This is a genomic window from Rhizobium sp. CAU 1783, assembly GCF_054551725.1.
This window is the reverse complement of the sequence record NZ_JBTOLM010000002.1, coordinates 762,708-784,789: the sequence shown is the minus strand read 5'-3', so window position 1 is coordinate 784,789 and position 22,082 is coordinate 762,708. Positions and strand designations below refer to the sequence as shown.

Annotated in this window: 19 protein-coding genes; 9 read left to right on the top strand and 10 right to left on the bottom strand. The window is 62.9% G+C overall.

Annotated features, from left to right (window positions below; genetic code table 11):
* Positions 1–150: 150 nt before the first annotated feature.
* The 5 genes from ACX93L_RS10520 (at position 151) to ACX93L_RS10500 (ending at position 5,632) form a co-directional block, all read left to right on the top strand.
* On the top strand, positions 151–666 hold the full coding sequence (locus tag ACX93L_RS10520; protein ID WP_459404790.1) for an NUDIX hydrolase: 516 nt from the start codon (positions 151–153) through the stop codon (positions 664–666).
* Positions 667–792: 126 nt separating this feature from the next.
* Positions 793–2,298 carry an inorganic phosphate transporter gene (locus tag ACX93L_RS10515; protein ID WP_459404789.1) on the top strand — a complete coding sequence of 502 codons (1,506 nt, stop codon included), beginning with the start codon at positions 793–795 and terminating at the stop codon, positions 2,296–2,298.
* 14 nt (positions 2,299–2,312) lie between these two features.
* Entirely contained in the window at positions 2,313–3,050 is a 738-nt protein-coding gene (locus tag ACX93L_RS10510; protein ID WP_459404788.1) for a 16S rRNA (uracil(1498)-N(3))-methyltransferase, read from the top strand.
* Between the two features lie 166 nt (positions 3,051–3,216).
* Positions 3,217–4,590: a glutamate--cysteine ligase gene (locus ACX93L_RS10505; RefSeq protein WP_459404787.1), complete on the top strand. Its 1,374-nt coding sequence runs from the start codon at positions 3,217–3,219 to the stop codon at positions 4,588–4,590.
* 148 nt (positions 4,591–4,738) lie between these two features.
* A complete protein-coding gene (locus tag ACX93L_RS10500; protein WP_459404786.1) occupies positions 4,739–5,632 on the top strand; it encodes a DUF937 domain-containing protein in 894 nt (297 codons plus the stop codon).
* A gap of 73 nt (positions 5,633–5,705) precedes the next feature.
* Here the strand turns inward: ACX93L_RS10500 and ACX93L_RS10495 are convergent, their stop codons facing one another.
* The gene (locus ACX93L_RS10495) at positions 5,706–8,189 is read right to left on the bottom strand and encodes a methyl-accepting chemotaxis protein (RefSeq protein WP_459404785.1); all 2,484 of its coding nucleotides are present in this window, start codon (positions 8,187–8,189) and stop codon (positions 5,706–5,708) included.
* 215 nt (positions 8,190–8,404) lie between these two features.
* On the bottom strand, positions 8,405–8,704 hold the full coding sequence (locus tag ACX93L_RS10490) for a DUF1127 domain-containing protein (protein ID WP_459404784.1): 300 nt from the start codon (positions 8,702–8,704) through the stop codon (positions 8,405–8,407).
* 198 nt (positions 8,705–8,902) lie between these two features.
* Between ACX93L_RS10490 and ACX93L_RS10485 the strand changes: the two genes are divergently transcribed.
* A complete protein-coding gene (locus ACX93L_RS10485; protein WP_459404783.1) occupies positions 8,903–9,856 on the top strand; it encodes a LysR substrate-binding domain-containing protein in 954 nt (317 codons plus the stop codon).
* A gap of 40 nt (positions 9,857–9,896) precedes the next feature.
* Here the strand turns inward: ACX93L_RS10485 and ACX93L_RS10480 are convergent, their stop codons facing one another.
* Positions 9,897–10,523 carry a TetR/AcrR family transcriptional regulator gene (locus ACX93L_RS10480; protein ID WP_459404782.1) on the bottom strand — a complete coding sequence of 209 codons (627 nt, stop codon included), beginning with the start codon at positions 10,521–10,523 and terminating at the stop codon, positions 9,897–9,899.
* 233 nt (positions 10,524–10,756) lie between these two features.
* Positions 10,757–12,928, bottom strand: coding sequence for a catalase/peroxidase HPI (katG, locus tag ACX93L_RS10475; RefSeq protein WP_459404781.1), 2,172 nt, complete (start codon positions 12,926–12,928; stop codon positions 10,757–10,759).
* A gap of 113 nt (positions 12,929–13,041) precedes the next feature.
* Between katG and ACX93L_RS10470 the strand changes: the two genes are divergently transcribed.
* A complete protein-coding gene (locus ACX93L_RS10470) occupies positions 13,042–13,989 on the top strand; it encodes a LysR substrate-binding domain-containing protein (protein WP_459404780.1) in 948 nt (315 codons plus the stop codon).
* A gap of 64 nt (positions 13,990–14,053) precedes the next feature.
* On the opposite strand, the gene adhP is transcribed toward ACX93L_RS10470, so the two are convergent.
* The 5 genes from adhP to guaB all read right to left on the bottom strand — a co-directional run bounded on the left by adhP (position 14,054) and on the right by guaB (position 18,813).
* Positions 14,054–15,082 carry an alcohol dehydrogenase AdhP gene (gene adhP / locus ACX93L_RS10465; RefSeq protein WP_459404779.1) on the bottom strand — a complete coding sequence of 343 codons (1,029 nt, stop codon included), beginning with the start codon at positions 15,080–15,082 and terminating at the stop codon, positions 14,054–14,056.
* Positions 15,083–15,283: 201 nt separating this feature from the next.
* On the bottom strand, positions 15,284–16,159 hold the full coding sequence (locus ACX93L_RS10460; RefSeq protein ID WP_459404778.1) for a dienelactone hydrolase family protein: 876 nt from the start codon (positions 16,157–16,159) through the stop codon (positions 15,284–15,286).
* Between the two features lie 85 nt (positions 16,160–16,244).
* On the bottom strand, positions 16,245–16,658 hold the full coding sequence (locus ACX93L_RS10455; protein ID WP_459404777.1) for an MAPEG family protein: 414 nt from the start codon (positions 16,656–16,658) through the stop codon (positions 16,245–16,247).
* Between the two features lie 98 nt (positions 16,659–16,756).
* Positions 16,757–17,326, bottom strand: coding sequence for a hypothetical protein (locus tag ACX93L_RS10450; RefSeq protein WP_459404776.1), 570 nt, complete (start codon positions 17,324–17,326; stop codon positions 16,757–16,759).
* Positions 17,323–18,813, bottom strand: a complete 1,491-nt coding sequence (gene guaB, locus ACX93L_RS10445; RefSeq protein ID WP_459404775.1) for an IMP dehydrogenase — start codon at positions 18,811–18,813, stop codon at positions 17,323–17,325. The genes ACX93L_RS10450 and guaB overlap by 4 nt, the downstream gene beginning before the upstream one ends.
* A 303-nt stretch (positions 18,814–19,116) precedes the next feature.
* On the opposite strand from guaB, the gene ACX93L_RS10440 reads away from it, so the two are divergent.
* Positions 19,117–19,428: an ATPase inhibitor subunit zeta gene (locus ACX93L_RS10440; RefSeq protein WP_459404774.1), complete on the top strand. Its 312-nt coding sequence runs from the start codon at positions 19,117–19,119 to the stop codon at positions 19,426–19,428.
* Positions 19,429–19,473: 45 nt separating this feature from the next.
* On the opposite strand, the gene ACX93L_RS10435 is transcribed toward ACX93L_RS10440, so the two are convergent.
* Positions 19,474–20,457 (bottom strand): MBL fold metallo-hydrolase, encoded by a 984-nt coding sequence (locus ACX93L_RS10435; RefSeq protein WP_459404773.1) that lies wholly within the window; start codon positions 20,455–20,457, stop codon positions 19,474–19,476.
* A gap of 214 nt (positions 20,458–20,671) precedes the next feature.
* On the opposite strand from ACX93L_RS10435, the gene ACX93L_RS10430 reads away from it, so the two are divergent.
* Positions 20,672–22,081 carry a DHA2 family efflux MFS transporter permease subunit gene (locus ACX93L_RS10430; RefSeq protein WP_459404772.1) on the top strand — a complete coding sequence of 470 codons (1,410 nt, stop codon included), beginning with the start codon at positions 20,672–20,674 and terminating at the stop codon, positions 22,079–22,081.
* Position 22,082: the final 1 nt, after the last annotated feature.

The window sequence follows — 22,082 nt, the reverse complement described above, 5'->3', positions numbered from 1 at the left end:
GTCCATGACGGCACGGCATTGACGCCGGCGCCGACGCTCACAAAACTGCCGGTATCGTCGCCTATCGCGGGCATGACGACGCACGGAAGATGAGGAAATTCCGGCGAATCAATGTAGCATCGTACTTTAGAAAGAAGAGGTATTCGCCCATTGTCCATTGTGAGCCGGATCGCGTCCGACGTTCAGCTGATGTTGCGGCGCCCGCCGCGGCAGCAATATGCCGCGATGTGCTATCGCAAGCTCGACAGGCCGGGTGAACTGGAAGTCCTGCTCCTCACCAGCCGCGACACGGGACGCTGGGTAATCCCCAAGGGCTGGCCGATGAACGGCAAGAAGTCGCATGCCGTCGCCGAGCGCGAGGCCTATGAAGAGGCAGGCGTCAAAGGCAAGGTATGCCGCGAACCGATCGGCTACTATTCCTATCACAAGGGCATGAACGACGGGCTCAAGGTCAATTGCCGGGTGCAGGTGCACCCACTGGCGGTCAAGCAGATGCTCGAAGACTTTCCCGAAAAGGGCACGCGCCGGCTGGAATGGGTCAGTTGCGAGGAAGCGGCCGCCCGGGTGCAGGAACCGGAGCTCAAGGTGCTGTTCCACGTCCTGTCACAGAAGATGCGCAACGGCGCTATTCCGACCGACGCAAACGAGGAACCTGAGGCCGACTGACAGCCGCGCAGTTCCTCGCCGCCGGCTTGAATGGCACCGGGTTTGCCGGTAAACGGTTTCGTTCACTGCAATCCCTCTATCCTTGGCTCGGCGGCCGCGCCTGTCGCAGCTGGAGACGCCACATCAATGGCCAAGTCGCCACCAACCCTGCTCAAGCCGACGCTCGACAAGGACCTGGACAAGGTCTCCTATGTCGAGGAAGCTTCACAACAGGTCTGGCGTGGCGTCGTTCCCTTCGGGATCGGACTGATCTTCCTCTTGCTGGCGATGCTCTTTGCCAGCGCTTTCGTGATCGATCAGCCGCGTGGACTGATCATCGTCATCGCCGCGGCGATCGGCGCCTACATGGCAATGAACATCGGCGCGAACGACGTCACCAACAATGTCGGCGCAGCGGTCGGGGCACGTGCGCTCACCATGGCCGGCGCCTTGATCTTGGCGGCGGTCTTCGAGATCGCAGGCGCACTCATCGCCGGCGGCGACGTGATCAGCACCATATCGGAAGGCATTCTTGATCCGACTCTCGTCTCCGATCCGGACACTCTCACCTTCGCGATGATCGCGGCGCTGCTCGCCTCCGCGCTCTGGGTGAACATTGCCACATGGACGAACGCACCCGTCTCCACCACCCACTCGATCGTCGGGGCGGTGCTCGGTGCAGGCGTGTCAGCCGCCGGCTTCTCCTCGGTGAACTGGAGCATCATGGTGAGCATCACCGCCAGCTGGATGGTCTCGCCGCTGCTCGGCGGTGCGGTCGCCGCGCTGATCCTGTTCTTTATCAAGGAGATGATCCTCTACCGTATAGACAAAATCGCTGCCGCGCGCCTGTGGGTCCCCATTCTGATGGCGCTGATGGCGGGCGCCTTCGCCAGCTATCTGACCGTCAAGGGTGTGGGACAGGTGATCGACGTCACCATGCCCACAGCCATGCTGAGCGGGCTCGGCGTCGGGATTGTGACCTGGCTCGGTAGCGTGCCGCTTATCCGCCGGCAGTCGGAGGGACTAGAGAACCGTAACCAGTCGCTTCGCAAGCTGTTCCGCCTGCCGCTGGTGTTTTCCGCGGCGCTGCTCTCCTTCGCCCATGGCGCCAACGACGTTGCCAACGCCATCGGACCGCTTGCCGCGATCGTCCACGCAGAGCGCTCTCGGGAAGTGGCCACAATTCTCGTCGCCCCGACCTGGGTCACCGTCATCGGCGCCCTCGGGATCTCGATCGGGCTGTTGCTGTTCGGGCCGAAACTGATCCGTCTCGTCGGTTCCGAGATCACCAAGCTCAATCCGGTCCGCGCCTATTGCGTGGCACTTTCGGCGGCCCTCACCGTCATCATCGCGTCATGGTTCGGCTTGCCGGTGAGCTCGACGCATATCGCCGTCGGGGCGGTCTTCGGAGTCGGGTTCTTCCGCGAATGGTATACCCGCAACTCCAAACGACGCATCGCGTACATGCGCCTCAAGGCGGAGCATTTCGAGATCGAGGACCGCCGCGAACACAATCCCGACGAAACGCGTCGGCGTCGCCTCGTGCGGCGCTCGCATTTCATGACGATCATCGCCGCCTGGGTCGTCACCGTACCGGTTTCGGCGGGGCTTGCGGCGCTGATCTACTGGGTTATGTTCCAGCTCTTCTTCTGAGACGGATCAAGAAAATGCGCGCGAACTATCGGATGCAAAGGCTTTACGTCGAGGCGGACCTCGCCCTCGGCAAGGGCGTGGAGGCAAGCCCAGATCAGTTCAACTACCTCGCCAACGTCCTGCGCCTGGCCGAGGGCGCCGAGATCCTTGCCTTCAACGGACGAGACGGTGAATGGAAGGCCGCGCTTGCCTTCCCGACCCGCAAGAAGATCGTCCTGATGCCCGTCGAGCAGACCCGGCCGCAACCCGGAGACTGCGACCTGCATTTCCTGTTCGCACCGCTCAAGGTGGGCCGCATGGACTATCTCGTGCAGAAGGCGGTCGAAATGGGGGCAGGCATTCTGCAGCCGGTCATGACCCAGCATGTGCAGGGCAAGATCTCCAGCCTCGAACGGCTGCAGGCCAATGCGGTGGAGGCCGCCGAACAATGTGGCGTGCTCGCGATCCCGACGGTTGCGGCACCAAAGAAGCTCAAGGATCTCCTCGAACGGTGGCCCGCCAGCCGGCGGATCATCTTCTGCGACGAGGATAGCGAGACGCAGAACCCGCTGCCGGCGCTTTCGCGTATCGAAGAACGCCACCTTGCACTGCTGATTGGCCCGGAGGGAGGTTTTTCCGATGAGGAACGCGAGCTCCTGAGGTCCCTTCCCTTCGTGACGGCGATCCCGCTCGGGCCGCGTATCCTCAGGGCGGATACCGCGGCCGTTGCGGCCCTGGCGGTCGTTCAGGCGGCGATCGGCGACTGGCGCTGAAGCGGCTTCAAGCGGTCCATAACGACATTGGTATCGGTCTTTGCGACGATCCGATTTTTTGAGGAGATCTTGAAAGATTTTCACTTGCGCCGCCCTGAAATCCGGTCCAATCACCTTGCACAATGGGCCGGTGCGCGTGCCGGTAACGCCAAACAAGGTTTGATCCATGGCTCGTGATACCACCGACGATACGCCTCTCTCGTCCGTCGCCGAGATGGCTGAATACCTCGCTTCAGGCTGCAAGCCGAAAGAGGCGTTCCGGATCGGTACCGAGCACGAAAAATTCGCCTTCTTCCGGGCGGACAACAGCCCCGTTCCCTATTTCGGCGATGCAAGCATCTCGGCCCTTCTTAAGGGCATGCAGTCGAAACTCGGCTGGGATCCGATCATGGATGGCAAGAACATCATCGGGCTCGGAGAAAAGAGCGGTATGGGCGCGATTTCGATCGAGCCCGGCGGACAGTTCGAACTGTCCGGCGCGCCGCTCGAGACGCTGCACGACACCTGCCGCGAGTCGAGCCAGCATCTTGCGACACTGCGCGAGATTGCAGAGCCGATGGGCATCCGCTTCCTCGGCATCGGCGGCAGCCCGAAATGGACGCTGGCCGAGACGCCCCGCATGCCGAAGTCGCGTTACGATATCATGACGCGCTACATGCCGAAGGTCGGCAGCCACGGCCTCGACATGATGTACCGGACCTGCACCATCCAGGTGAACCTCGACTTCTCGTCGGAGGCCGACATGCGCCGCAAGATGCGCGTCGGCATGAAGCTGCAGCCGCTCGCGACCGCGCTGTTTGCCTCTTCGCCCTTCACCGAAGGCAAGCCGAACGGCCTCCTGTCCTGGCGCGGCGAAATCTGGCGCGACACCGACAACGCGCGCGCCGGCGTCCTGCCCTTTTCTCTCGAAGACGATTTCGGTTTCGAGGATTATGCAAAATGGGCACTCGACGTGCCGATGTATTTCGTCGTTCGCGACGGACGCTATCACGACTGCACACATGTCACGTTCCGCCAATTCATGGCCGGGGCGTTGAAGGGCGAGATCGCGGCTTGGCAGCCGACGCTCGGCGACTGGACCAACCATCTTTCGACGCTGTTTCCCGACGTTCGCCTCAAGCGCTTCCTCGAAATGCGAGGCGCCGACGGTGGGCCGTGGCGCCGGATCTGTGCGCTGCCGGCCTTCTGGGTCGGCCTGCTCTATGACGACGCTGCACTCGAGGCGGCTGATGCACTGACGAGAGGCTGGAGTTTCGCAGACGTCAACGCACTTCGCGATGCCGTTCCGGCCAAGGGTCTAACGGCAGAGATCGCCGGCCGCAGCCTTCTCGACGTCGCACGCGAGGTGCTCGGTGTGTCGCGGGACGGCCTGAAGAGCCGCAAGAGGCTGAACGCGGAAGGGCAGGACGAGAGCATCTTCCTCGCCTCGCTCGAGGAAGTGCTGGCCAAGAAGTCGACGCTCGCCGACGATCTCCTCGCACTTTACCACGGCCGCTGGAACGGCCAGGTCGATCCGGTCTTCGACGAATACCAGTACTGACCGCCACCTTGCGATGCCCGGCATCCCGATGCCGGGCCTGTCGTGCATGCCACCGGCAACCGCGCGTGGCAAATTAGCGGTTTGCGACCGACCTTTTCCGGATATAGTGCGTGACATCTGCTTCGCACTCACGGGGGAAGGAACGCCGATGCTGCCACTTTTCGATATGATGCTGCGGGCCCAGAACGGCAACGCCATGGAGGCGATGGCCGCGCAGTTCAATCTGGCGCAGGATCAGGTGGCAAAGGCCATGGCGGCACTGATGCCTGCCTTTTCCTCCGGTCTGAAACGCAACACCGCCAATCCCTACGACTTCTCCGCCCTCTTCTCCTCCATGGCCTCGGGCCAGTATGCGAAATATTTCGAGGACATGAGCAAGGCGTTCACGCCGCAGGGTATCGCCGACGGCAACCAGGTGCTCGAAAAGCTGTTCGGCTCGAAGGAAGTGTCGCGGGCGATTGCCGCCCAGGCGGCCCAGTTCACCGGCGTCGGCCAGGAGATCCTCAAGCAGATGCTTCCGGTGATGGCCGACACCATCATGGGCGGCCTGTTCAAGCAGACGACCGGCCAGATGGCCGATACCAATCCCTTCGCCGGCACGCCGATGGGCGCGATGATGCAGCAGTGGCTGGAAAGCACCGGCTTCCAGCCGAAGGCTACCCCGAAGCCCGAGGTCAACCTGTTCGACAACCCCTTCATGAAGGCTTTCCAGGACATGATGGGCGGACAGCCGAAACCCCAACCGGCTCAGACCAACCCGCTGTTCGACAATCCCTTCACCAAGGCGTTCCAGGACATGATGAGCGCGAGCTACGGCTCGGCTCCGGCCGCGACAAAGGAAACGCCGAAACCCGGGCAGGAAGCCCCGGCAGCAGCAGCCGGCATGGCGGACCTGGTCAATGCGATGTTCGACAGCGGGCTCGAGGTTCAGAAGAACTACCAGAAGAGCATGGAGCAGATCTTCGAAAGCTATCTCTCAGGCAACGGGCAAAAGAAAGCGGAGCCGGAAGCCGACGGACCGGAAGAAGCGCCAAAGACCTGAGCAATTCATATCACATGCAGAAAGGGCGGCCCGGGGCCGCCCTTTTCTCATTCAGATCCTGTGTAGGTCGAGTTCAGAACTCTTCCCAGTTGCCGTCGCCCTTTGTCGTCGATGGTGCCTGCGGCTTGCCAATACCCGAGGAGAGCTTGCTGAGAAGTGCCCGCGCCGGCGAGGAAACAGCACGGGTGTTGGGACCGGCCGGGATGACGCGCGGAACGAGCGGCTTCACGTTGGAACCCATGGGCTTGTCGTTGCGGGCAAAGCTCGTTTCGGGACGCGTGAAGCTCGTCTCGCGCATGTCGGCGAACTTGGTGACCGAAGGCACCATGCCCTTCTCGAAGGTAAACTGGCCGACCAGTCCGGCGAGCATCTCGGCATCGCGGGTCAACGCCGACATTTCGGCATTGGTCTGCTCCGCGGCACGGGCGTTCTGCTGGGTCACGTCTTCCATGCGCCCGACGGCGGCATTGACCTCGTTGAGGCCGCTCGACTGCTGGCGCGCGGCGCCGGCGATCGTGTGAATATGGTCGCCGATCTGGACGACCTGGCTGGCGATCGAGGACAGCGCCTCGCCGGTCTGCTTGACCAGACCCACGCCATTCGCGACCTCTTCACCGGACTTGGTGATCAGTGCCTTGATGTCCTTGGCGGCATTGGCCGAACGCTGGGCCAGTTCGCGGACTTCCTGGGCGACGACGGCAAAGCCCTTTCCGGCTTCACCGGCACGGGCCGCCTCGACACCGGCGTTCAGCGCCAGCAGGTTGGTCTGGAAGGCGATTTCGTCGATCACGTTGATGATCTTCGAGATCTCGCTCGACGCGCTTTCGATACGTTGCATGGCATCGACCGTGCCGCCGACGATCTCGCCGGACCGGTCTGAATTGACGCGTGCCTCACGGGCAAGCTTCGACGCGGTTTCGGCCTTTTCGGTGGAGTGGCGAACCGCATCCATGATCTGGCGGATCGCAGAGGAGGTCTCGACCAGCGCCGCGGCCTGCTGCTCGGTGCGCTTGGACAGATCGGACGTCGACGAAGAGACCTTGCCGCTCTTGTGATTGATCTCGGATACGTTCGAATGCACAGCCGAGACGGTGCGCGACAGGCGTTCAAGCGATGCGTTGAAGTCGACGCGCAGCCGGTCGAGGCCGCTGGCGAAGGGCTTGTCGATGGTGGCCGTCAGGTCGCCGCTCGCCAGCCGCTGGAGCGCGGCGCCCAGAACCTCGACGGTCTCGGTCAGGCGGGCCTGCTCGGCAGCCTTTTCGGCATCGCGCTCGCGCCGTTCGCCTTCGCTTGCCGAGCGGCGGTGCTCGGCTTCGCTCTCGAGCTCGCGTTTCTCGATTTCGGCCTGGCGGAAGACCGCCACCGAGCGGGCCATGTCGCCGATCTCGTCCTGGCGGTTTTCGCCTTCAAGGGCGATTTCCGTGTTGCCGTTGGCAAGTTCTCCCATCGAACCGACCAGCGATGAGATCGGGCGGGTCAGGGTGCGCGAATAGAGGACGGCGACGGCCGAGCCGATCACGACCAGCACGAGACCGACGCCGATCGAGGCGAGCGCCGCGGACCAGAGTTCGGCGCCGACTTCGTCCTCGTCGATAAGGGCGATTACGGCCCAGCGGGTGCCGGCGAATTCGAGCGGCGAAGACGCGGCATAGCTCGACATGTCTCGGTAACCGGCAACGCTTCCCTTGGCCTCGCGGCCGGCAACGGCTTCCGAGACGAGGGCCGAGTCGATGCGGGCGACGAGCGCATCGTTCTCGGCAGTGTGCAGGCTGTCGTTGACCACCTCGCCGCGTGCGCTCACCAGAATTGTCTCGCCCGTTTCGCCGAGACCCTTCTTGTTGGAATACATCGCGGTGAACTGGTCATTGGGGATCTGATAGGCGAGCACGCCGATGGCGCGGCCGTTCTGCAGGATCGGCACGGCGACGAATGAGGAAACCCTGCCATTCGACGGCTGATAGGCTTCGAATTCCGACATCGCGGCGGCGCCGCTTTCGGCTTTCAGCGCCTTCTGGAAGACAACGCCGAGACCTGTGTCCTTGTAGGGGCCTGTCACCAGATTGGTGCCGAGGTCACGTTCCTTCATCGTCGTGTAGACGATCATACCTTCCGGATTGATGAGGAACAGGTCGCTGTAACCCTGGGCCTGCAGATGCTTGAGGAAGCCTGGGTGATACTGCTTGTGGGAGCGGTCGTAGACGTCCTTCTTCGCGGTGTCGTACTTGTAACGCTCGCCTTCCGGGAAGGGGTTGCCGTCGATGTAGCGCGCCTGGAGCTCCTTGGCCGGATCCTCGCCGAGGAAGCTCATCGCACCGTTGAAGCCGTAGAACGCCTGCTGCGTCGTGAAGGTGGACGCGAGCGCCGCCATGTCCAGGCGGATGGATTCGAGATAGCCGCGCGCCTCGTTGCGGCGACCGTCGGCCGTCGCCTCCAGCTTCTGGTAGACCTGATCCGTCAGCGTGAGGCTTTCGAGATAGAAATTGATCGCCATAGAGGCGCTCAATGAGACGAAGGCGAAAAGTGCTGCCGCGATCGGCAACTTCCTGGAAAGGCGCATAGCGATGGCTCCGCTGAACTGGCGTTTGGCCGCGTGAGGATCGGCATCGTTCCAGATCAGCGTTAGCAAGCCGTTACTTTTGCATCCCTTGCTTGTGGATAAAGGGCAAAATTGCGCATAATCCATAACAAAAAAAGCCCGGCATGGATCTGGACCATACCGGGCAAGAAGCAGGGCTTATTGGCTGTCACCCTGCGGGGATTCTGGAAAGGCGATCAATCGATCGGCAAGCCATGGAGCGAGCGGCGCGCACGCATGCGGGCCGAACGCGTCAGTTGCAGCGAAGGATCGTCCGTCACACCGGAAGACCTCAGGATCTGCTCGACATCGCTGCGGTTAAGCCCAATGTCGCGCAGCTGGAAGTCATCGAGATCGGCAAGACGGTTCGCTGCACGTCGGTTGCGGATGGCACGCCAGACGGACTGAAAATGGGTGAGCGACAGCGTGAGGCGGGCGAAAACCGCCTGCCGGGGTTCGGCAATGTCGAGCTCGATCATCCGTTCGGTCGTGCGCATTGTGGTCATCCTTTCGATTGGCACGAGAAAAGGCAGCCCCCTGTCGCATGGCGGCAGGGTGCAACCGAAACCTGTTTGCAGCACCGAAGGCGCCGCCGTTGATTGCTGATTTGCAAATTGACAATGGCAAAATGGTATTGATCAGTCCAACGAATGTTTCTAATAGTAAGCATCAATCGTTCTTATGGATGTTTCCTCATGTCGGCTCCTCTCGATATTGACCAGTTGCAGACCTTCGTCGCCATCGTCGATACCGGCAGCTTCACCAAGGCTGCGGGGCGGGTATTCAAGACCCAGTCGGCGGTATCGATGCAGATGCGGCGTCTCGAAGAGCGTATCGGCAAGCAGCTCTTCATCAAGGACGGACGCGGCAACCGGCTGTCGGCAGAAGGCGACAAGCTTCTGAACTATGCGCGCCGGATCATCCGCCTGAACTCGGAAGCAATCGCCGCCTTCGACGACAACCGCCTCGAAGGCACGCTGCGCATCGGTACGCCCGACGACTATGCCGACCGTTATATGCCGGAGATCATCGGGCGTTTTGCCAAGACACATCCGAATGTCGAGCTCTACATCGTCTGCGAGCCATCCGTCGACCTGGCCGAGAAGATGGCAAAGGGAGAGCTGGACATCGCGCTCGTCACCCACAATCCGCTGCTGCGGCAGTCGGATGTGGTGCGCACCGAGCCGCTGTGCTGGGTGGGATCTGCCAACCATCCACTCAAGGACGATGCCCCCGTGCCGCTCGCGGTCGGGCGGCGCGACTGTCAGTGGCGGCAACTCGCCTGCTCGGCGCTCGACGCCGACGGGCGCGACTACCAGATCCTGTTCACCAGCTGGTCATCGACGGTCGTCGCCGCAGCCGTGCTCGCCGGCATGGCCGTGTCGATCCTGCCGGAATCGGCACTCAGAACGGGGATGAAGGTGCTGACGCAGAGCGACGGCTTCCCGCCGCTTCCGCCGGTGCAGATCGGCCTGATGAAGCGTCCCGGCCTGTCGACATCGCTGATGAATGCGATCACGGACCATATCTCGGCCTGCCTCGACAACATCACGCCGACGGTCGTCGAGGACGATCTGGAAAGCGACGTGAAGACCTATCCGCGCTACTATCCGCGGCTGAGGACCGGCAACATGATGCCGGGCTGGTAAGCACGGGGTACGTGACCTCCTTTTCGGGAGCCACTCGCCGTCAGGGCGTGAACATCGCCTTTCGAACGCTGTTCTTGAATTCATCAAGAATCCGGCGGGCCGTCCTGTCGTCCTCGATCATCGCACGGCGGACGGTGGCCCCGGTCAGATAGACGAACAGCATCACGCGGATTTCAAGATCGATCGCACTGCCTTCGGGCAGCAACGGGCGGAAGATCTTGCACATGATCGCGGTCAGCCGGGCCTGGTGATCGGTGTTGAGCCGCTGCAGATCCGGATCCGAAATCGCCGCCAGCCAGACAGGAAGATAGACGGGATCGTCGCGGAAGGTGCTGTAAAAGACATCGACCGCCGACTCCATCAAGGTTTCGGCCTCGGCTATCGATGACACCTTCGAAAAGACGCGCTCCGCGCCGGTCTCGACACGCTCCGTGTGACGATCGTGCAAGGCGCGGACGACGGCCGCACGTTCGGGGAAGAACTGGTAAAGCGATCCGATCGGAACACCGGCACGGGCGGCAAGATCCGTCATCTTCAGATTGCCGACGCCATTCTGCGCGATCATCTCGACGGCGGCTTCCAGAATGGCTTCCAGACGCTGAATGCTTCGTTCCTGCTGCGGCGTCTTGCGCAATTGCAGGCGGCCATTCGACTTCTTGGTACTCATCACACCTGTCCCAGACTCCCGCCGCGGCAAGAGCCTACAGCACACCGACACGGTACGCTTAGACGTCGTTTTAGCCCCTTTGACTTAAAAGGAAAGATCGCACTTTAACGATAGCTGAAAAAGTACGCCGACCGTCGGAGCGGCTGTGCCATCCCGACGGCCGGCATCACATTTCGACAACCTGGGTGGTGGGGGGGGGGGGTGGCCGGCCGGAGCCGGCCACCGGACCGGGGTCAGGCAATGTCGAAGCGGTCGGCGTTCATCACCTTGACCCAGGCAGCGACGAAGTCGTGGACGAACTTCTGCTTGCTGTCGTCCTGGGCGTAGACTTCCGCGTAGGCACGCAGGATCGAGTTCGAGCCAAGCACGAGATCGACGCGGGAGGCCGTGTACCTGGTCGCGCCGGTCTTGCGGTCACGAATGTCATACGAGTTGCTGCCGGTCGGGACCCAGGAATAGGCCATGTCCGTCAGCGTGGTGAAGAAATCGGTGGTGAGCGCACCGACACGGTCGGTGAACACGCCCTGCTTCGAGCCGCCGTAATTGGTGCCGAGCACGCGGAGGCCGCCGATGAGCACGGTCATTTCCGGGGCAGTCAGCCCCATCAACTGGGCTCGGTCGAGCAGCATTTCCTCGGGGCTGACGACATAGTCCTTCTTCTGCCAGTTGCGGAAGCCGTCGGCCAGCGGTTCGAGCACGGCGAAACCTTCCGCGTCGGTCTGCTCGGCAGTGGCGTCGCCACGACCAGGCGCGAAGGGCACGGTGATATCGAAGCCGGCCGCCTTGGCCGCCAGTTCGACACCCACATTGCCGGCGAGCACGATCACGTCGGAGATGCTGGCACCGGTCTCGGCGGCAATGCCCTCGAGGACCGAAAGCACCTTGGCCAGACGAGCCGGCTCATTGCCTTCCCAATCCTTCTGCGGGGCGAGGCGAATGCGGGCACCATTGGCGCCGCCGCGCTTGTCGGAACCGCGGAAAGTGCGTGCGCTATCCCAGGCGGTGGCGACCAATTCGGCGATCGACAGACCGCTGTTGATGATCTTGGCCTTGACCGCGACGACGTCGTAGTCAGTGCGGCCGGCCGGGATCGGATCCTGCCAGATCAGGTCTTCGGCCGGAACGTCCGGGCCGAAATAGCGGGACTTAGGCCCGACGTCGCGGTGGGTCAGCTTGAACCAGGCCCGGGCGAAGACGTCCGAGAAGTAGTCCTGATCGTCGCGGAATTTCAACGAAATTTCGCGGTAGATCGGATCGACGCGAAGGGCCATGTCGGCGTCGGTCATCATCGGGGTGCGGCGGATCGACGGATCCTCGACGTCGACCGGACGGTCTTCCTCGGCGATCGAGATCGGTTCCCACTGGTGGGCGCCGGCGGGGCTGGTCACCAGATGCCATTCATGGCCGAACAGCATCTTGAAGAAGCCGTTGTCCCACTTGGTCGGCTCGCTGGTCCAGGCGCCTTCGAGACCGGAGACGACGGTGTCACGGCCAACCCCGCGGCCCTTGGTGTTCATCCAGCCAAGGCCCTGGAATTCGGGGCCGGCTGCTTCCGGATCGGGGCTGAGATTGGCGGCGCTGCCATTGCCATGGCACTTGCCGATCGTGTGGCCGCCGGCGGTGAGCGCGACGGTCTCTTCATCATTCATGCCCATGCGGGCGAAGGTCTCGCGCATCTGGGCGGCGGTCGCCAACGGGTCGGACTTGCCGTTCACGCCTTCCGGATTCACATAGATGAGGCCCATCTGCACGGCGGCGAGCGGATTTTCCAGCGTTTCCGGCTTGGTCACGTCGCCATAGCGGCCGTCGCTCGGCGCCAGCCATTCCTTTTCGTCACCCCAATAGGTGTCCTTTTCCGGATGCCAGATGTCCTCGCGGCCAAAGGCGAAGCCGAACGTCTTCAGGCCCGCGACATCATAGGCGATCGTGCCGGCGAGCGCGATCAGGTCGGCCCAGGAAATCTTGTTGCCGTACTTCTTCTTGATCGGCCACAGCAGGCGGCGGCCCTTGTCGGTATTGACGTTGTCCGGCCAGGAGTTGAGCGGCGCAAAGCGCTGGTTGCCGGTGTTGGCGCCGCCCCGGCCGTCGGTGACGCGGTAGGAGCCGGCGGCATGCCAGGTGACGCGGGCCATCATGCCGACATAGGAGCCCCAATCGGCCGGCCACCATTCCTGGCTGTCCAGCATTAGCGCGCGAAGATCGGCCTTCAGTGCCTCGACGTCGAGCTTCTTCAGTTCTTCGCGATAGTTGAAGTCCTTGCCCAGCGGATTGGTCTTGCTGTCGTGCTGGTGCAGGATGTCGAGGTTCAGCGCATTCGGCCACCATTCCATGACAGACTTGCCCATGGCGGTGTTGCCGCCATGCATGACCGGACATTTGCCGGCTGATTTGACGTGCTCGTTCATCTTCGCCTCCTGTTTCTTTTCTCAGATACGAGTGTTTCCGAGATCCACCTTCGGCGAAACGTTCCATAATTTCCAATTGTATTTAATGTAATTTTTGATAGGAAAAACCTATCATGATTAGCATCCGTCAACTGCGCTATTTCGAGGCGCTCGCCACCACGCTGCACTTCGGCCGCGCCGCCGAAATGGTGCACATCAGCCAGCCGGCGCTATCCGCGCAGATCATGGAGATGGAAAAACACCTTGGTGTCCGGCTGGTCGAGCGAACCCGATCCAATACGCTGCTGACGGCCAAAGGCCGGGAGCTCTTGGTCCATGTGCGCGCCGTTCTCGCCGGGGTCGACCGGCTGGAAGAAGCCGCCCGCCACTCGACCGGAACGCTGGAGGGCCTGCTGAGGCTAGGCATCATTCCGACGGTCGCGCCCTATCTCGTGCCGAAACTGATCCCGCATCTGCGACGCGAGCATCCGCTGATCGAGCTGGAGCTCAAGGAGGCGATCACCGATCGTCTGCTTGCCGATCTCGGCGAAGGACGGCTCGACGCGATCATCGCCGCCCTACCGATCGAGGCCGACAACGTTGCGACGCGCAGCCTGTTCATCGACCGGTTCTACATGGCGACATCGAGCAACGACACCGAGGTGCTGCTCTCACCACTCACCGAAACGCAGGTCGATCCGGATCGCCTGCTTCTGCTCGAGGAAGGCCATTGCCTGCGCGAACAGGCACTCTCCGTCTGCAAGGCGGCAAGCCGGCGCAGCCTCGTCAATTTCGGCGCGACTTCGATGACCACGCTGTTGCAGATGGTCTCCGAGGACATGGGGCTTACCCTGATCCCCGAAATGGCGATCGAAACGGAAACGGCACGGACATCGATCCGCATCGTGCCCTTCGCGGATCCGCCACCCTCGCGCGAAATCGGCCTCATCTGGCGCCGATCCAGCCCCCGCCGCGCCGACATGGAGGCACTGGCCACGGCCATCCTCGCCAGCCGGCAGAAGACGGTGAGTCTGGCGGCGACTGCCGAGCCGGCGACGGAAGGCGCACGCCCCGAGGCCTGAACGCAAAGAAAGAGGCCGGCGGCACGCCATCGCGCACCGCCGGCCCTAATGTCATTCAGCGATCTCAGGCGTTGAGATCAAGCACGATGCGGCCGTCGATCTTGCCTTCTTCCATGCGGTGGAAGATGTCGTTGATGTTTTCGATCTTGTCCCAGGAGAAGTGCGAGGCGACCTTGCCCTCGCCGGCGAAGACCAGCGATTCCTCAAGATCCTGGCGCGTGCCGACGATCGAGCCGCGCACAGTGATGCGCTTCAGGACGGTTTCGAAGACCGGCAGCGAGATGAAGCCCGGGGGCAGACCGACCAGCGCCATCGTGCCCTTGGAGCGCAGGAAGCCATAGGCCTGCTCCATGGCTTTCGGCGACACGGCAGTAACGAGGGCGCCATGCACGCCACCGGTCGCCTTCTGCACCTGTTCGATCGCATCCGCGGCCTTTCCATTGACGACGACGTCGGCGCCGAGGTCCCTGGCGAGTTTCAGCTTGTCATCGAAGATGTCGGCGGCAACGACGTGCATGCCCATGGCCTTGGCGTATTGCACGGCCATATGGCCAAGACCGCCGATGCCGGAGATGACAACCCATTCGCCGGGGCGCACTTCGGTTTCCTTCAAGCCCTTGTAGACGGTAACGCCGGCGCAGAGCACGGGGGCGGCGGGGCCGAATTCGAGATTGTCCGGCAGGCGGCCGACGAAATCCGGATCGGCGAGACCGTATTGGGCAAACGTGCCGTTGACCGAGTAGCCGGTGTTCTGCTGGCTGCCGCACAGCGTTTCCCAGCCGGTGCGGCAGGGCGAGCAGCAACCGCAGGCGGTGTGCAGCCACGGAACGCCGACGCGGTCGCCTTCCTTGATGCGGGAAACGCCGGCGCCAAGCTTGGCGACATAACCCACGCCCTCGTGGCCGGGGATGAACGGCGGATTGGGCTTGACCGGCCAATCGCCGTTGGCGGCATGCAGGTCGGTGTGGCACACGCCGGTGGCTTCGTACTTGACGAGGATCTGGCCCGGACCGGGATCCGGAATCGGCATTTCCTCGATCACCAGCGGCTTGCCGAACTCCCGCACCACGGCGGCCTTCATTGTCGATGCCATGACATTCTCCCTGAAATCGTTGAAGCCAAACGAATGACCCGGCACGTGCAAGCGCCGGTTGACCGAAAGCTAGTCGCGTCATCCGGCCAGCAACTTGATCAATATCAAAGACCGAAAAGTTTCATTCGATTGTCATGAAAGGGCCGTTCGCAACGTCGCAGATCTGTGACACTCGAAATCAACCACATCAGAACCTCGCCATCAGGCGAGGTTCTTCTTCAGGAACTCGACGGTGCGCAACCAGGCAAGTTCGGCCGCCGCCTTGTCGTAGCGTGCCGCCGAAGTATCGTTGTTGAAGGCGTGGTTGACGCCTTCATAGACGAAGATCTCGAAGGTCTTGCCATTCTTTTCGAGCGCAGCCTTATAGGCCTCGATCCCGGCATTGATCCGTTCGTCCAGGCCCGCATAGTGCAGCATCAGCGGCGCCCTGATCTTCGGCACGTCTTCGGCCGGCGGCTGCGCACCATAATAGGCGATGCCCGCGCCGAGTTCGGGAGAGGCAATCGCCATCCGGTTGACCATGCCGCCGCCCCAGCAGAAGCCGATCGCGCCAACCTTGCCGTTGACCTTGTCATGGGCAGCGAGGAAGGCTCGCGTCGCCTCGCCGTTGGCGACGGTCGCACCCATATCGAGGCCGGAGAACATTTCGCGCGCCTTGTCCTCATTGTCCGGTGTGCCGCCGGCCGGCGAGAGGAAGTCCGGGGCCAGCGCGACGAAACCTTCCAGCGCCATGCGGCGGGCGACGTCACGGATATGGGGGTTGAGACCGCGGTTCTCGTGAATGACGATGACGGCCGGAAGCTTTCCCGGCGCATCCTTCGGCATGGCAAGATAGCCTTTCATCTCGCCGCCGGCACCAGGATAGGTCATGTCTTCGGCAGCGAGGCGGGCATCGCCCTCCTCGACCATCGCGGCCTGGGCCTTGCTGGCGGAGAGAAGCGGCACGATCGCCGCCGCGGCGGCGCCGGAACCGGCGAGCGTCGTCAGCTTCTGCATGAAGCCGCGACGATCGAGAGTCAGGTGGGTGTATTCGTCATAGGCATCGATCATGGCCTGGGTGATTTCGGGCTTTGACATGACACACTCCTTGCGAGGGCGGATTGCACACCATCGCAAGATAGTGCGAGAGCGGCCTCAGCCCACACACGATGCCGTGAGGACTTCAGCTGGTCGCCATCCAGGCAGCCAGCCAGAGCCAGAGAAGAAAGAGCGCGGCAACGCCCAGCATGAACGACAGCCGGCGCAAAGGCAGGTTGCCGGCGAGATGCATGGCGGCCTGCAGGTAACGCGCGAAGACGAAGACCCAGGCGAGCACGACGGCCACGAGATTGTCGGCTTCCGTCACGAAGAGCAGCAGAGATACGACATAGAAGAGAACAGGCAACTCGAACTGGTTGGCGATCGCCCGATTGACGACCCGGCTCTCCTCCGGCTCGGCGAGGTTCTCGCGGAATGCGATGCGCTCGACCTTGCCCGCACGTACGACGGCGGCGCGGCGTATGACCAGCAGGACGTAGAGCCCAAAGACGAGAAAGGCATGGGCCACGAGAGGCCAGAACATTTCAAAACCGGTCATCTGAAACCCAAATCCTCAAATCGATATGTGGTGCAAGGCCGGACCTCGGGTCCCTGTTACCAAAGGCGGCGCGGTCGGACCTGCCTGCCCCGCACGCGTCATTGACCGTCCGTCGACCTCGGACTGAAAGCGAGCCGAAGCACCAGCACACCGGAAACGACGAGAGCGAGGAATTTCAAACGCGTCAGCCAGACAAGCGCGCCGGCCAGAAGGCTTGCCGCTCCCGGTGTCGGCAGCGATGGCGGAAAAAGCATGAGAGCCACGACGTTTTCGGCATAGTCGATCGCCCCATAGGCGAGCGGAAGGGCGAGGAGCGCCGGCAAGAGACGCTCCGCCGGGCGGCCATAGAGGTTTGCCCCCTTCGCAACCCGGCGCATCAGCAGAAACAGGAAGAGCCCCAAGGCCGCCGGCAGGACGAGATCAGGTCCCAGATGCAGGGTGCGCAGAAGCCCGGCCGCCTCCGGCCGCCCCTCCAGCATGGATTTCAGGGCGGCCAACCCCTCCCTCGAGCTGTCGATATCGAGATCCGGCATGGGCCTGCCGCCGGTGAGTTCGCGGAAGGTAGCGGCAAAGCCCAGATTCAACCAGGCGAGCAGCACGGCCGAGAGTGCGCCGCTCGCCCAGAGGAGCGGCGCCCGTCGCGGCCCCGGCAGACGCGTCAGGATCACGAGGCGCCCGGATAGTTCGGGCTTTCGCGGGTGATCGTGACGCCATGCGGATGGCTCTCACGAAGACCGGCGCCGGAAATGCGCACGAAGGTCGCCTTTTCCTGGAAGTCCTTGATGTCGACGCCGCCGACATAGCCCATGGCCGCCTTCAGGCCACCGGCGAGCTGGTGCAGGACCGCCGAGACCGGGCCCTTGTAGGGAACCTGGCCCTCGATGCCTTCCGGAACGAGCTTCAGCGTGTCGCGGACCTCGGCCTGGAAATAGCGGTCGGCCGAGCCGCGCGCCATGGCGCCAACGGAGCCCATGCCGCGATAGGCCTTGAAGGAGCGGCCCTGGTAGAGATAGACCTCGCCCGGGCTTTCATCGGTTCCGGCCAGCAGCGAACCGACCATGACGGCCGATGCGCCGGCGGCAATTGCCTTCGCAACGTCACCGGAGAACTTGAGACCGCCGTCGGCGATGACCGGTATGCCATGCTTGTTGGCTTCCTCGACCGCGGCCATGACGGCTGCGAGCTGCGGAACGCCGACGCCTGCGACAATACGGGTGGTGCAGATCGAGCCCGGACCGATACCGACCTTCACGCAGTCGGCGCCAGCATCGATCAGGGCAAGGGTCCCCTCACCGGTGGCGACATTGCCGGCGATGATGCGAACGGCGTTCGACATCTTCTTCACCTGGGCGACGGCATCGAGAACCTTCTGGCTGTGGCCATGAGCCGTATCGACGACGATGACGTCGACACCAGCATCGATCAGGCGCTCGGCGCGCTCGACGCCGTCATCGCCGGTCGAAATCGCGGCAGCGACGCGCAGGCGACCCTGGGCATCCTTGGCGGCATGCGGGTTGAGCTGCGACTTCTCGATGTCCTTCACGGTGATCAGGCCGACACAACGGCCTTCATTGTCGACAACGAGCAGTTTCTCGATGCGGTGCGAATGCAAGAGACGCTTGGCTTCCTGCTGGTCGACGCCGTCCTTGACCGTGACGAGGTTCTCGCGGGTCATCAGTTCGTAGATCTTCTGGCTGGGGTCGGAGGCAAAGCGGACGTCGCGGTTGGTGAGGATGCCAACGAGGCGGCCCGGGCGGTTCGCCCCTTCGACCACAGGGATGCCGGAAATGCCGTGAGCGCTCATCAGGGCCTTGGCTTCGGCGAGCGTGGCTTCCGGCCCGATGGTGACCGGGTTGACGACCATGCCGCTCTCGAACTTCTTGACCTGGCGGACTTCCTCGGCCTGCTCGATCGGGGTCAGGTTGCGATGGATGACGCCCATGCCGCCGGACTGGGCCATTGCGATCGCCAGGCGGCTCTCCGTCACGGTGTCCATGGCGGACGACAGGATCGGGAGCGAGAGATCGATGTCTTTTGCGATGCGGGTGGAGATGTTGGTCTGCCCCGGCATGATCTCGGAATGTCCGGGCTGCAGGAGGACGTCGTCGAAGGTGAGCGCTTCCGCTCCGGTTGCCGACATTACGATGCGTGCCATTGCCAATTCCTTCATTTGAGAATGCCGGAAACGCTCGGGAACGAATCATACGTCCCGCCTGCTCCTGCAAGATTGCTTGGAAGTTGGCGAGGGCTGGTAACACGTTCATGACAGGAAGGGAATAGAGAAAACGTCCTGTACGACCTGACTGGGTGACCCCGCCCCTCACCTCCCCTCGTTCCGGAAAAAATCGGAAGATCGCTCAAATTTTAGCTTTATCCGACACGAAGCCTGAAAAGGAACCGTGCAAAGGTCGGTGTACTCCTTGGGGAAGGAGCAAAAGACAACAAGAAGGGGGACAGAATGACCGCATTGAAACAAAGGGCGCAGGCTCTCGAATTCCAGTACGCACGCCAGGAAGAGCTGCGTTTCAGGACCAAAGCGCGTCGCGATCGCATGATCGGCCGCTGGGCGGGATATGTCATGGGCCTCGACGAGGTCGAAGCTTATGCCTCGACGCTCGCGGCAGAACAGGTCGTCGAACCGCATCGCCTGCTGGACCGGCTGAAACGGGATCTTGCTCTTGCCGGCGTGACCGTTTCCGAAGCAGACCTCGACCGGCGCATGGAGCAGTTTCTCGACCAGGCATCGAATGAGCTCTGCCAGCCGGCCTGAGCGAGGCCCGGTGGCCGCGGCGGCAAGCCGCGGCCTCAGTCTTGGTCAGATATCGAACTGGTAGGCTTTCGGCACGAACCGATAGCCGGTGTCGAGCTTTTCCGCATATCCGACCGCCGGGAACGGCATGTGATAGCCGAGGAAGGCGAGCCTGTCTGCGGCGATCATGTCGAACACCTTGCGGCGGGCCGTGGCGGCGGCAGCCTTGTCCATGTCGAACTTCACCTCCCAATCCGGACGCTGCAGCGACAGGACGAAGTGATTGGCGGTATCCGCGGCAAGTACGAGCTGGCGGCCTTCCGATTCCAGCCTGTAGATCATGTGGCCCGGAGAGTGGCCGAAGGCCGCCATGGCGGTCACGCCGCTCACGACATCCGCTCCGTCACCGATGAAGGTCGTCTTCTCGGCGAGCGGCTTGACGCTGGCAAGCACACCCTTCTGGCCGTTTTCCGCCGGTGTGCCGGCGCGGGCCGGATCAACCCAGAAGTCGTATTCCGCCTGGCCCGCCACGTAACGCGCATTGGGAAAGGCAGGCTTTCCGCCCTCCATCAGGCCGCCGATATGGTCACCATGCATGTGGGTCAGGACCACGATCGTCACGTCCTCGCGGGTATAGCCTGCCGCGGTCAACCCCTCGATCAATCGCCCCATGCCGTTGACGCGCCCGCCCTCGCCCAGACCGGTGTCGAACAGGATCACCTCGGAGCCGGTATTGACCAGCACGGGCGCGAAGCTGTTCACGAACTTGTCGGCCGGCAGGAAGTTTGCTTCGAGCAGTTCACCGACGGCCTCGGGCGGCTGGTCCGTTCCGAAGGTTTCGCCCGGCTTTTCCGAAGGCCGGGCGCCGTCCTTGACGACGACCACCTCGAAGGCACCAAGCTTGAACCGATGGGTTTCGGGCGGCATGGCGTGATCGATACTCATCGCCGTGTCGCCACTTTGCGCCAGCGCGGCGCGTGTCATGATCGAAGGTGCCGCAAGCGCCAGACCGGCGCCGCCCAGGAGAATGCGTCTGTTGATCGTCACCATCTGGAAATCTCCTCTGTCCGTCCCTGAACCTCTCGGCCGAGAGGGTTCGAGGCAAAGATAGAAGCCGACAGCCCACAGGGAACCCGCATCACCAAGTCGTGATTCCGCAAAGACCGCAATATCCAGGCATTGGCAGGGACGGCCGCGGCGTCTAAAGCTCTCCGCGTTTGCGCAAACCCCATCGCCCCCCGCCGTCCCCCCAAGGCCATCCCCGATGAACCGCATCACGCCCCTGATCCTCGCCGTGGCACTGTTCATGGAGCAGATGGATTCGACGGTGATCTCGACCGCCCTGCCGGCGATCGCCGCCGATCTCGGCGTCGGACCGATCACGCTCAAGCTGGCGCTCACTTCCTACATGGTGGCGCTCGCGATCTTCATTCCGGTCTCGGGCTGGATGGCCGACCGCTACGGCGCCAAGAAGATCTTCCGCATCGCCATCCTGGTGTTCGTCGCCGGCTCGATCCTCTGCGCGGTCTCCGGTTCCCTCCTTGCCTTCGTCGCGGCGCGCTTCCTGCAGGGCATGGGCGGCGCGATGATGACGCCGGTCGGCCGACTGGTGCTGTTGCGCACGACAAAGCGCAGCGAACTGGTCTCGGCCATGGCACTGCTCACCATCCCGGCGCTCGTCGGACCGCTCACCGGCCCGCCGGTCGGCGGTTTCATCACCACCTATTTCAGCTGGCACTGGATCTTCCTGATCAACGTGCCGATCGGCTTTGCCGGCGTCTGGCTGTCGACGATCTACCTGCCCGAGGTCCCGGCGGTCGAGACGCCGCCGATCGACCTCAAGGGCTTCTTCCTCAGCGCAATCGCCGCCTCTGGCGTGGTCTTCGGCCTGTCGGTGATGAGCCTGCCGGCACTACCGGTCGCGGCCGGCATCGGAGCGACGGTGATCGGGGTGATCGCCGGCACGCTCTACCTGCTTCACGCCCTTCGTCATCCGACGCCGCTGCTCGATCTTTCGCTGTTTCGCAATGCCGCCTTCCGCACCTCGGCGCTCAGCAGCTCGATCTTCCGCATCGCGGCCGGCGCCATTCCCTTCCTGATGCCGCTCATGCTTCAGCTCGGCTTCGGCATGTCGCCGTTCCAGTCGGGCCTCACCACCTTCATCGGCGCGATCGGAGCGATCACCACCAAGGTTCTGGCGCCGCGGGTCTTTGCCGCCGCCGGTTTCCGCAGCGTGCTGATCTTCGCGGCGATCACCGGTTCGGCGACCACGGCTGCCAATGCGTTCTTTTCGCCCGCAACACCGATCGTGGTGATCATGGGCTTCCTGCTGGCCGCAGGCTTCTGCCGGTCATTCTTCTTCACCGGCATCAATTCGCTCGCCTATGCCGAAATCGACGACCGGCAGGCGAGCCAGGCGACGTCGATGAGTTCGGTGCTGCAGCAGATCAGCCTGGCGCTCGGGGTCGCAGTCGCAGCCGCGATCCTCGAAGCCAGTACCGCGTATCACGGCAGGCCGCTTGCCCTCGAAGACTTCCATCTCGCCTTTGCGGCGGTGGCTGGCCTGTCGCTCATCGCCGTCCTTCCCTTCATCGGCTTGGCCCGCGATGCGGGTGCCGCCGTCTCCGGACATGGCAGAGGGCGCGAGATCAACGAGGAAATGACCGTCAAGTGAG

Bases quoted from the DNA above. Each gene is read 5' to 3' on its own strand.
- katG (WP_459404781.1), bottom strand. From the start codon at position 12,928: ATGAACGAGCACGTCAAATCAGCCGGCAAATGTCCGGTCATGCATGGC.
- ACX93L_RS10460 (WP_459404778.1), bottom strand. From the start codon at position 16,159: ATGTCAAAGCCCGAAATCACCCAGGCCATGATCGATGCCTATGACGAA.
- ACX93L_RS10510 (WP_459404788.1), top strand. From the start codon at position 2,313: ATGCGCGCGAACTATCGGATGCAAAGGCTTTACGTCGAGGCGGACCTC.
- ACX93L_RS10495 (WP_459404785.1), bottom strand. From the start codon at position 8,189: ATGCGCCTTTCCAGGAAGTTGCCGATCGCGGCAGCACTTTTCGCCTTC.
- ACX93L_RS10500 (WP_459404786.1), top strand. From the start codon at position 4,739: ATGCTGCCACTTTTCGATATGATGCTGCGGGCCCAGAACGGCAACGCC.
- ACX93L_RS10470 (WP_459404780.1), top strand. From the start codon at position 13,042: ATGATTAGCATCCGTCAACTGCGCTATTTCGAGGCGCTCGCCACCACG.
- ACX93L_RS10435 (WP_459404773.1), bottom strand. From the start codon at position 20,457: ATGGTGACGATCAACAGACGCATTCTCCTGGGCGGCGCCGGTCTGGCG.
- ACX93L_RS10515 (WP_459404789.1), top strand. From the start codon at position 793: ATGGCCAAGTCGCCACCAACCCTGCTCAAGCCGACGCTCGACAAGGAC.
- ACX93L_RS10455 (WP_459404777.1), bottom strand. From the start codon at position 16,658: ATGACCGGTTTTGAAATGTTCTGGCCTCTCGTGGCCCATGCCTTTCTC.
- ACX93L_RS10440 (WP_459404774.1), top strand. From the start codon at position 19,117: ATGACCGCATTGAAACAAAGGGCGCAGGCTCTCGAATTCCAGTACGCA.
- ACX93L_RS10480 (WP_459404782.1), bottom strand. From the start codon at position 10,523: ATGAGTACCAAGAAGTCGAATGGCCGCCTGCAATTGCGCAAGACGCCG.
- ACX93L_RS10430 (WP_459404772.1), top strand. From the start codon at position 20,672: ATGAACCGCATCACGCCCCTGATCCTCGCCGTGGCACTGTTCATGGAG.
- ACX93L_RS10490 (WP_459404784.1), bottom strand. From the start codon at position 8,704: ATGCGCACGACCGAACGGATGATCGAGCTCGACATTGCCGAACCCCGG.
- adhP (WP_459404779.1), bottom strand. From the start codon at position 15,082: ATGGCATCGACAATGAAGGCCGCCGTGGTGCGGGAGTTCGGCAAGCCG.
- guaB (WP_459404775.1), bottom strand. From the start codon at position 18,813: ATGGCACGCATCGTAATGTCGGCAACCGGAGCGGAAGCGCTCACCTTC.
- ACX93L_RS10505 (WP_459404787.1), top strand. From the start codon at position 3,217: ATGGCTCGTGATACCACCGACGATACGCCTCTCTCGTCCGTCGCCGAG.
- ACX93L_RS10485 (WP_459404783.1), top strand. From the start codon at position 8,903: ATGTCGGCTCCTCTCGATATTGACCAGTTGCAGACCTTCGTCGCCATC.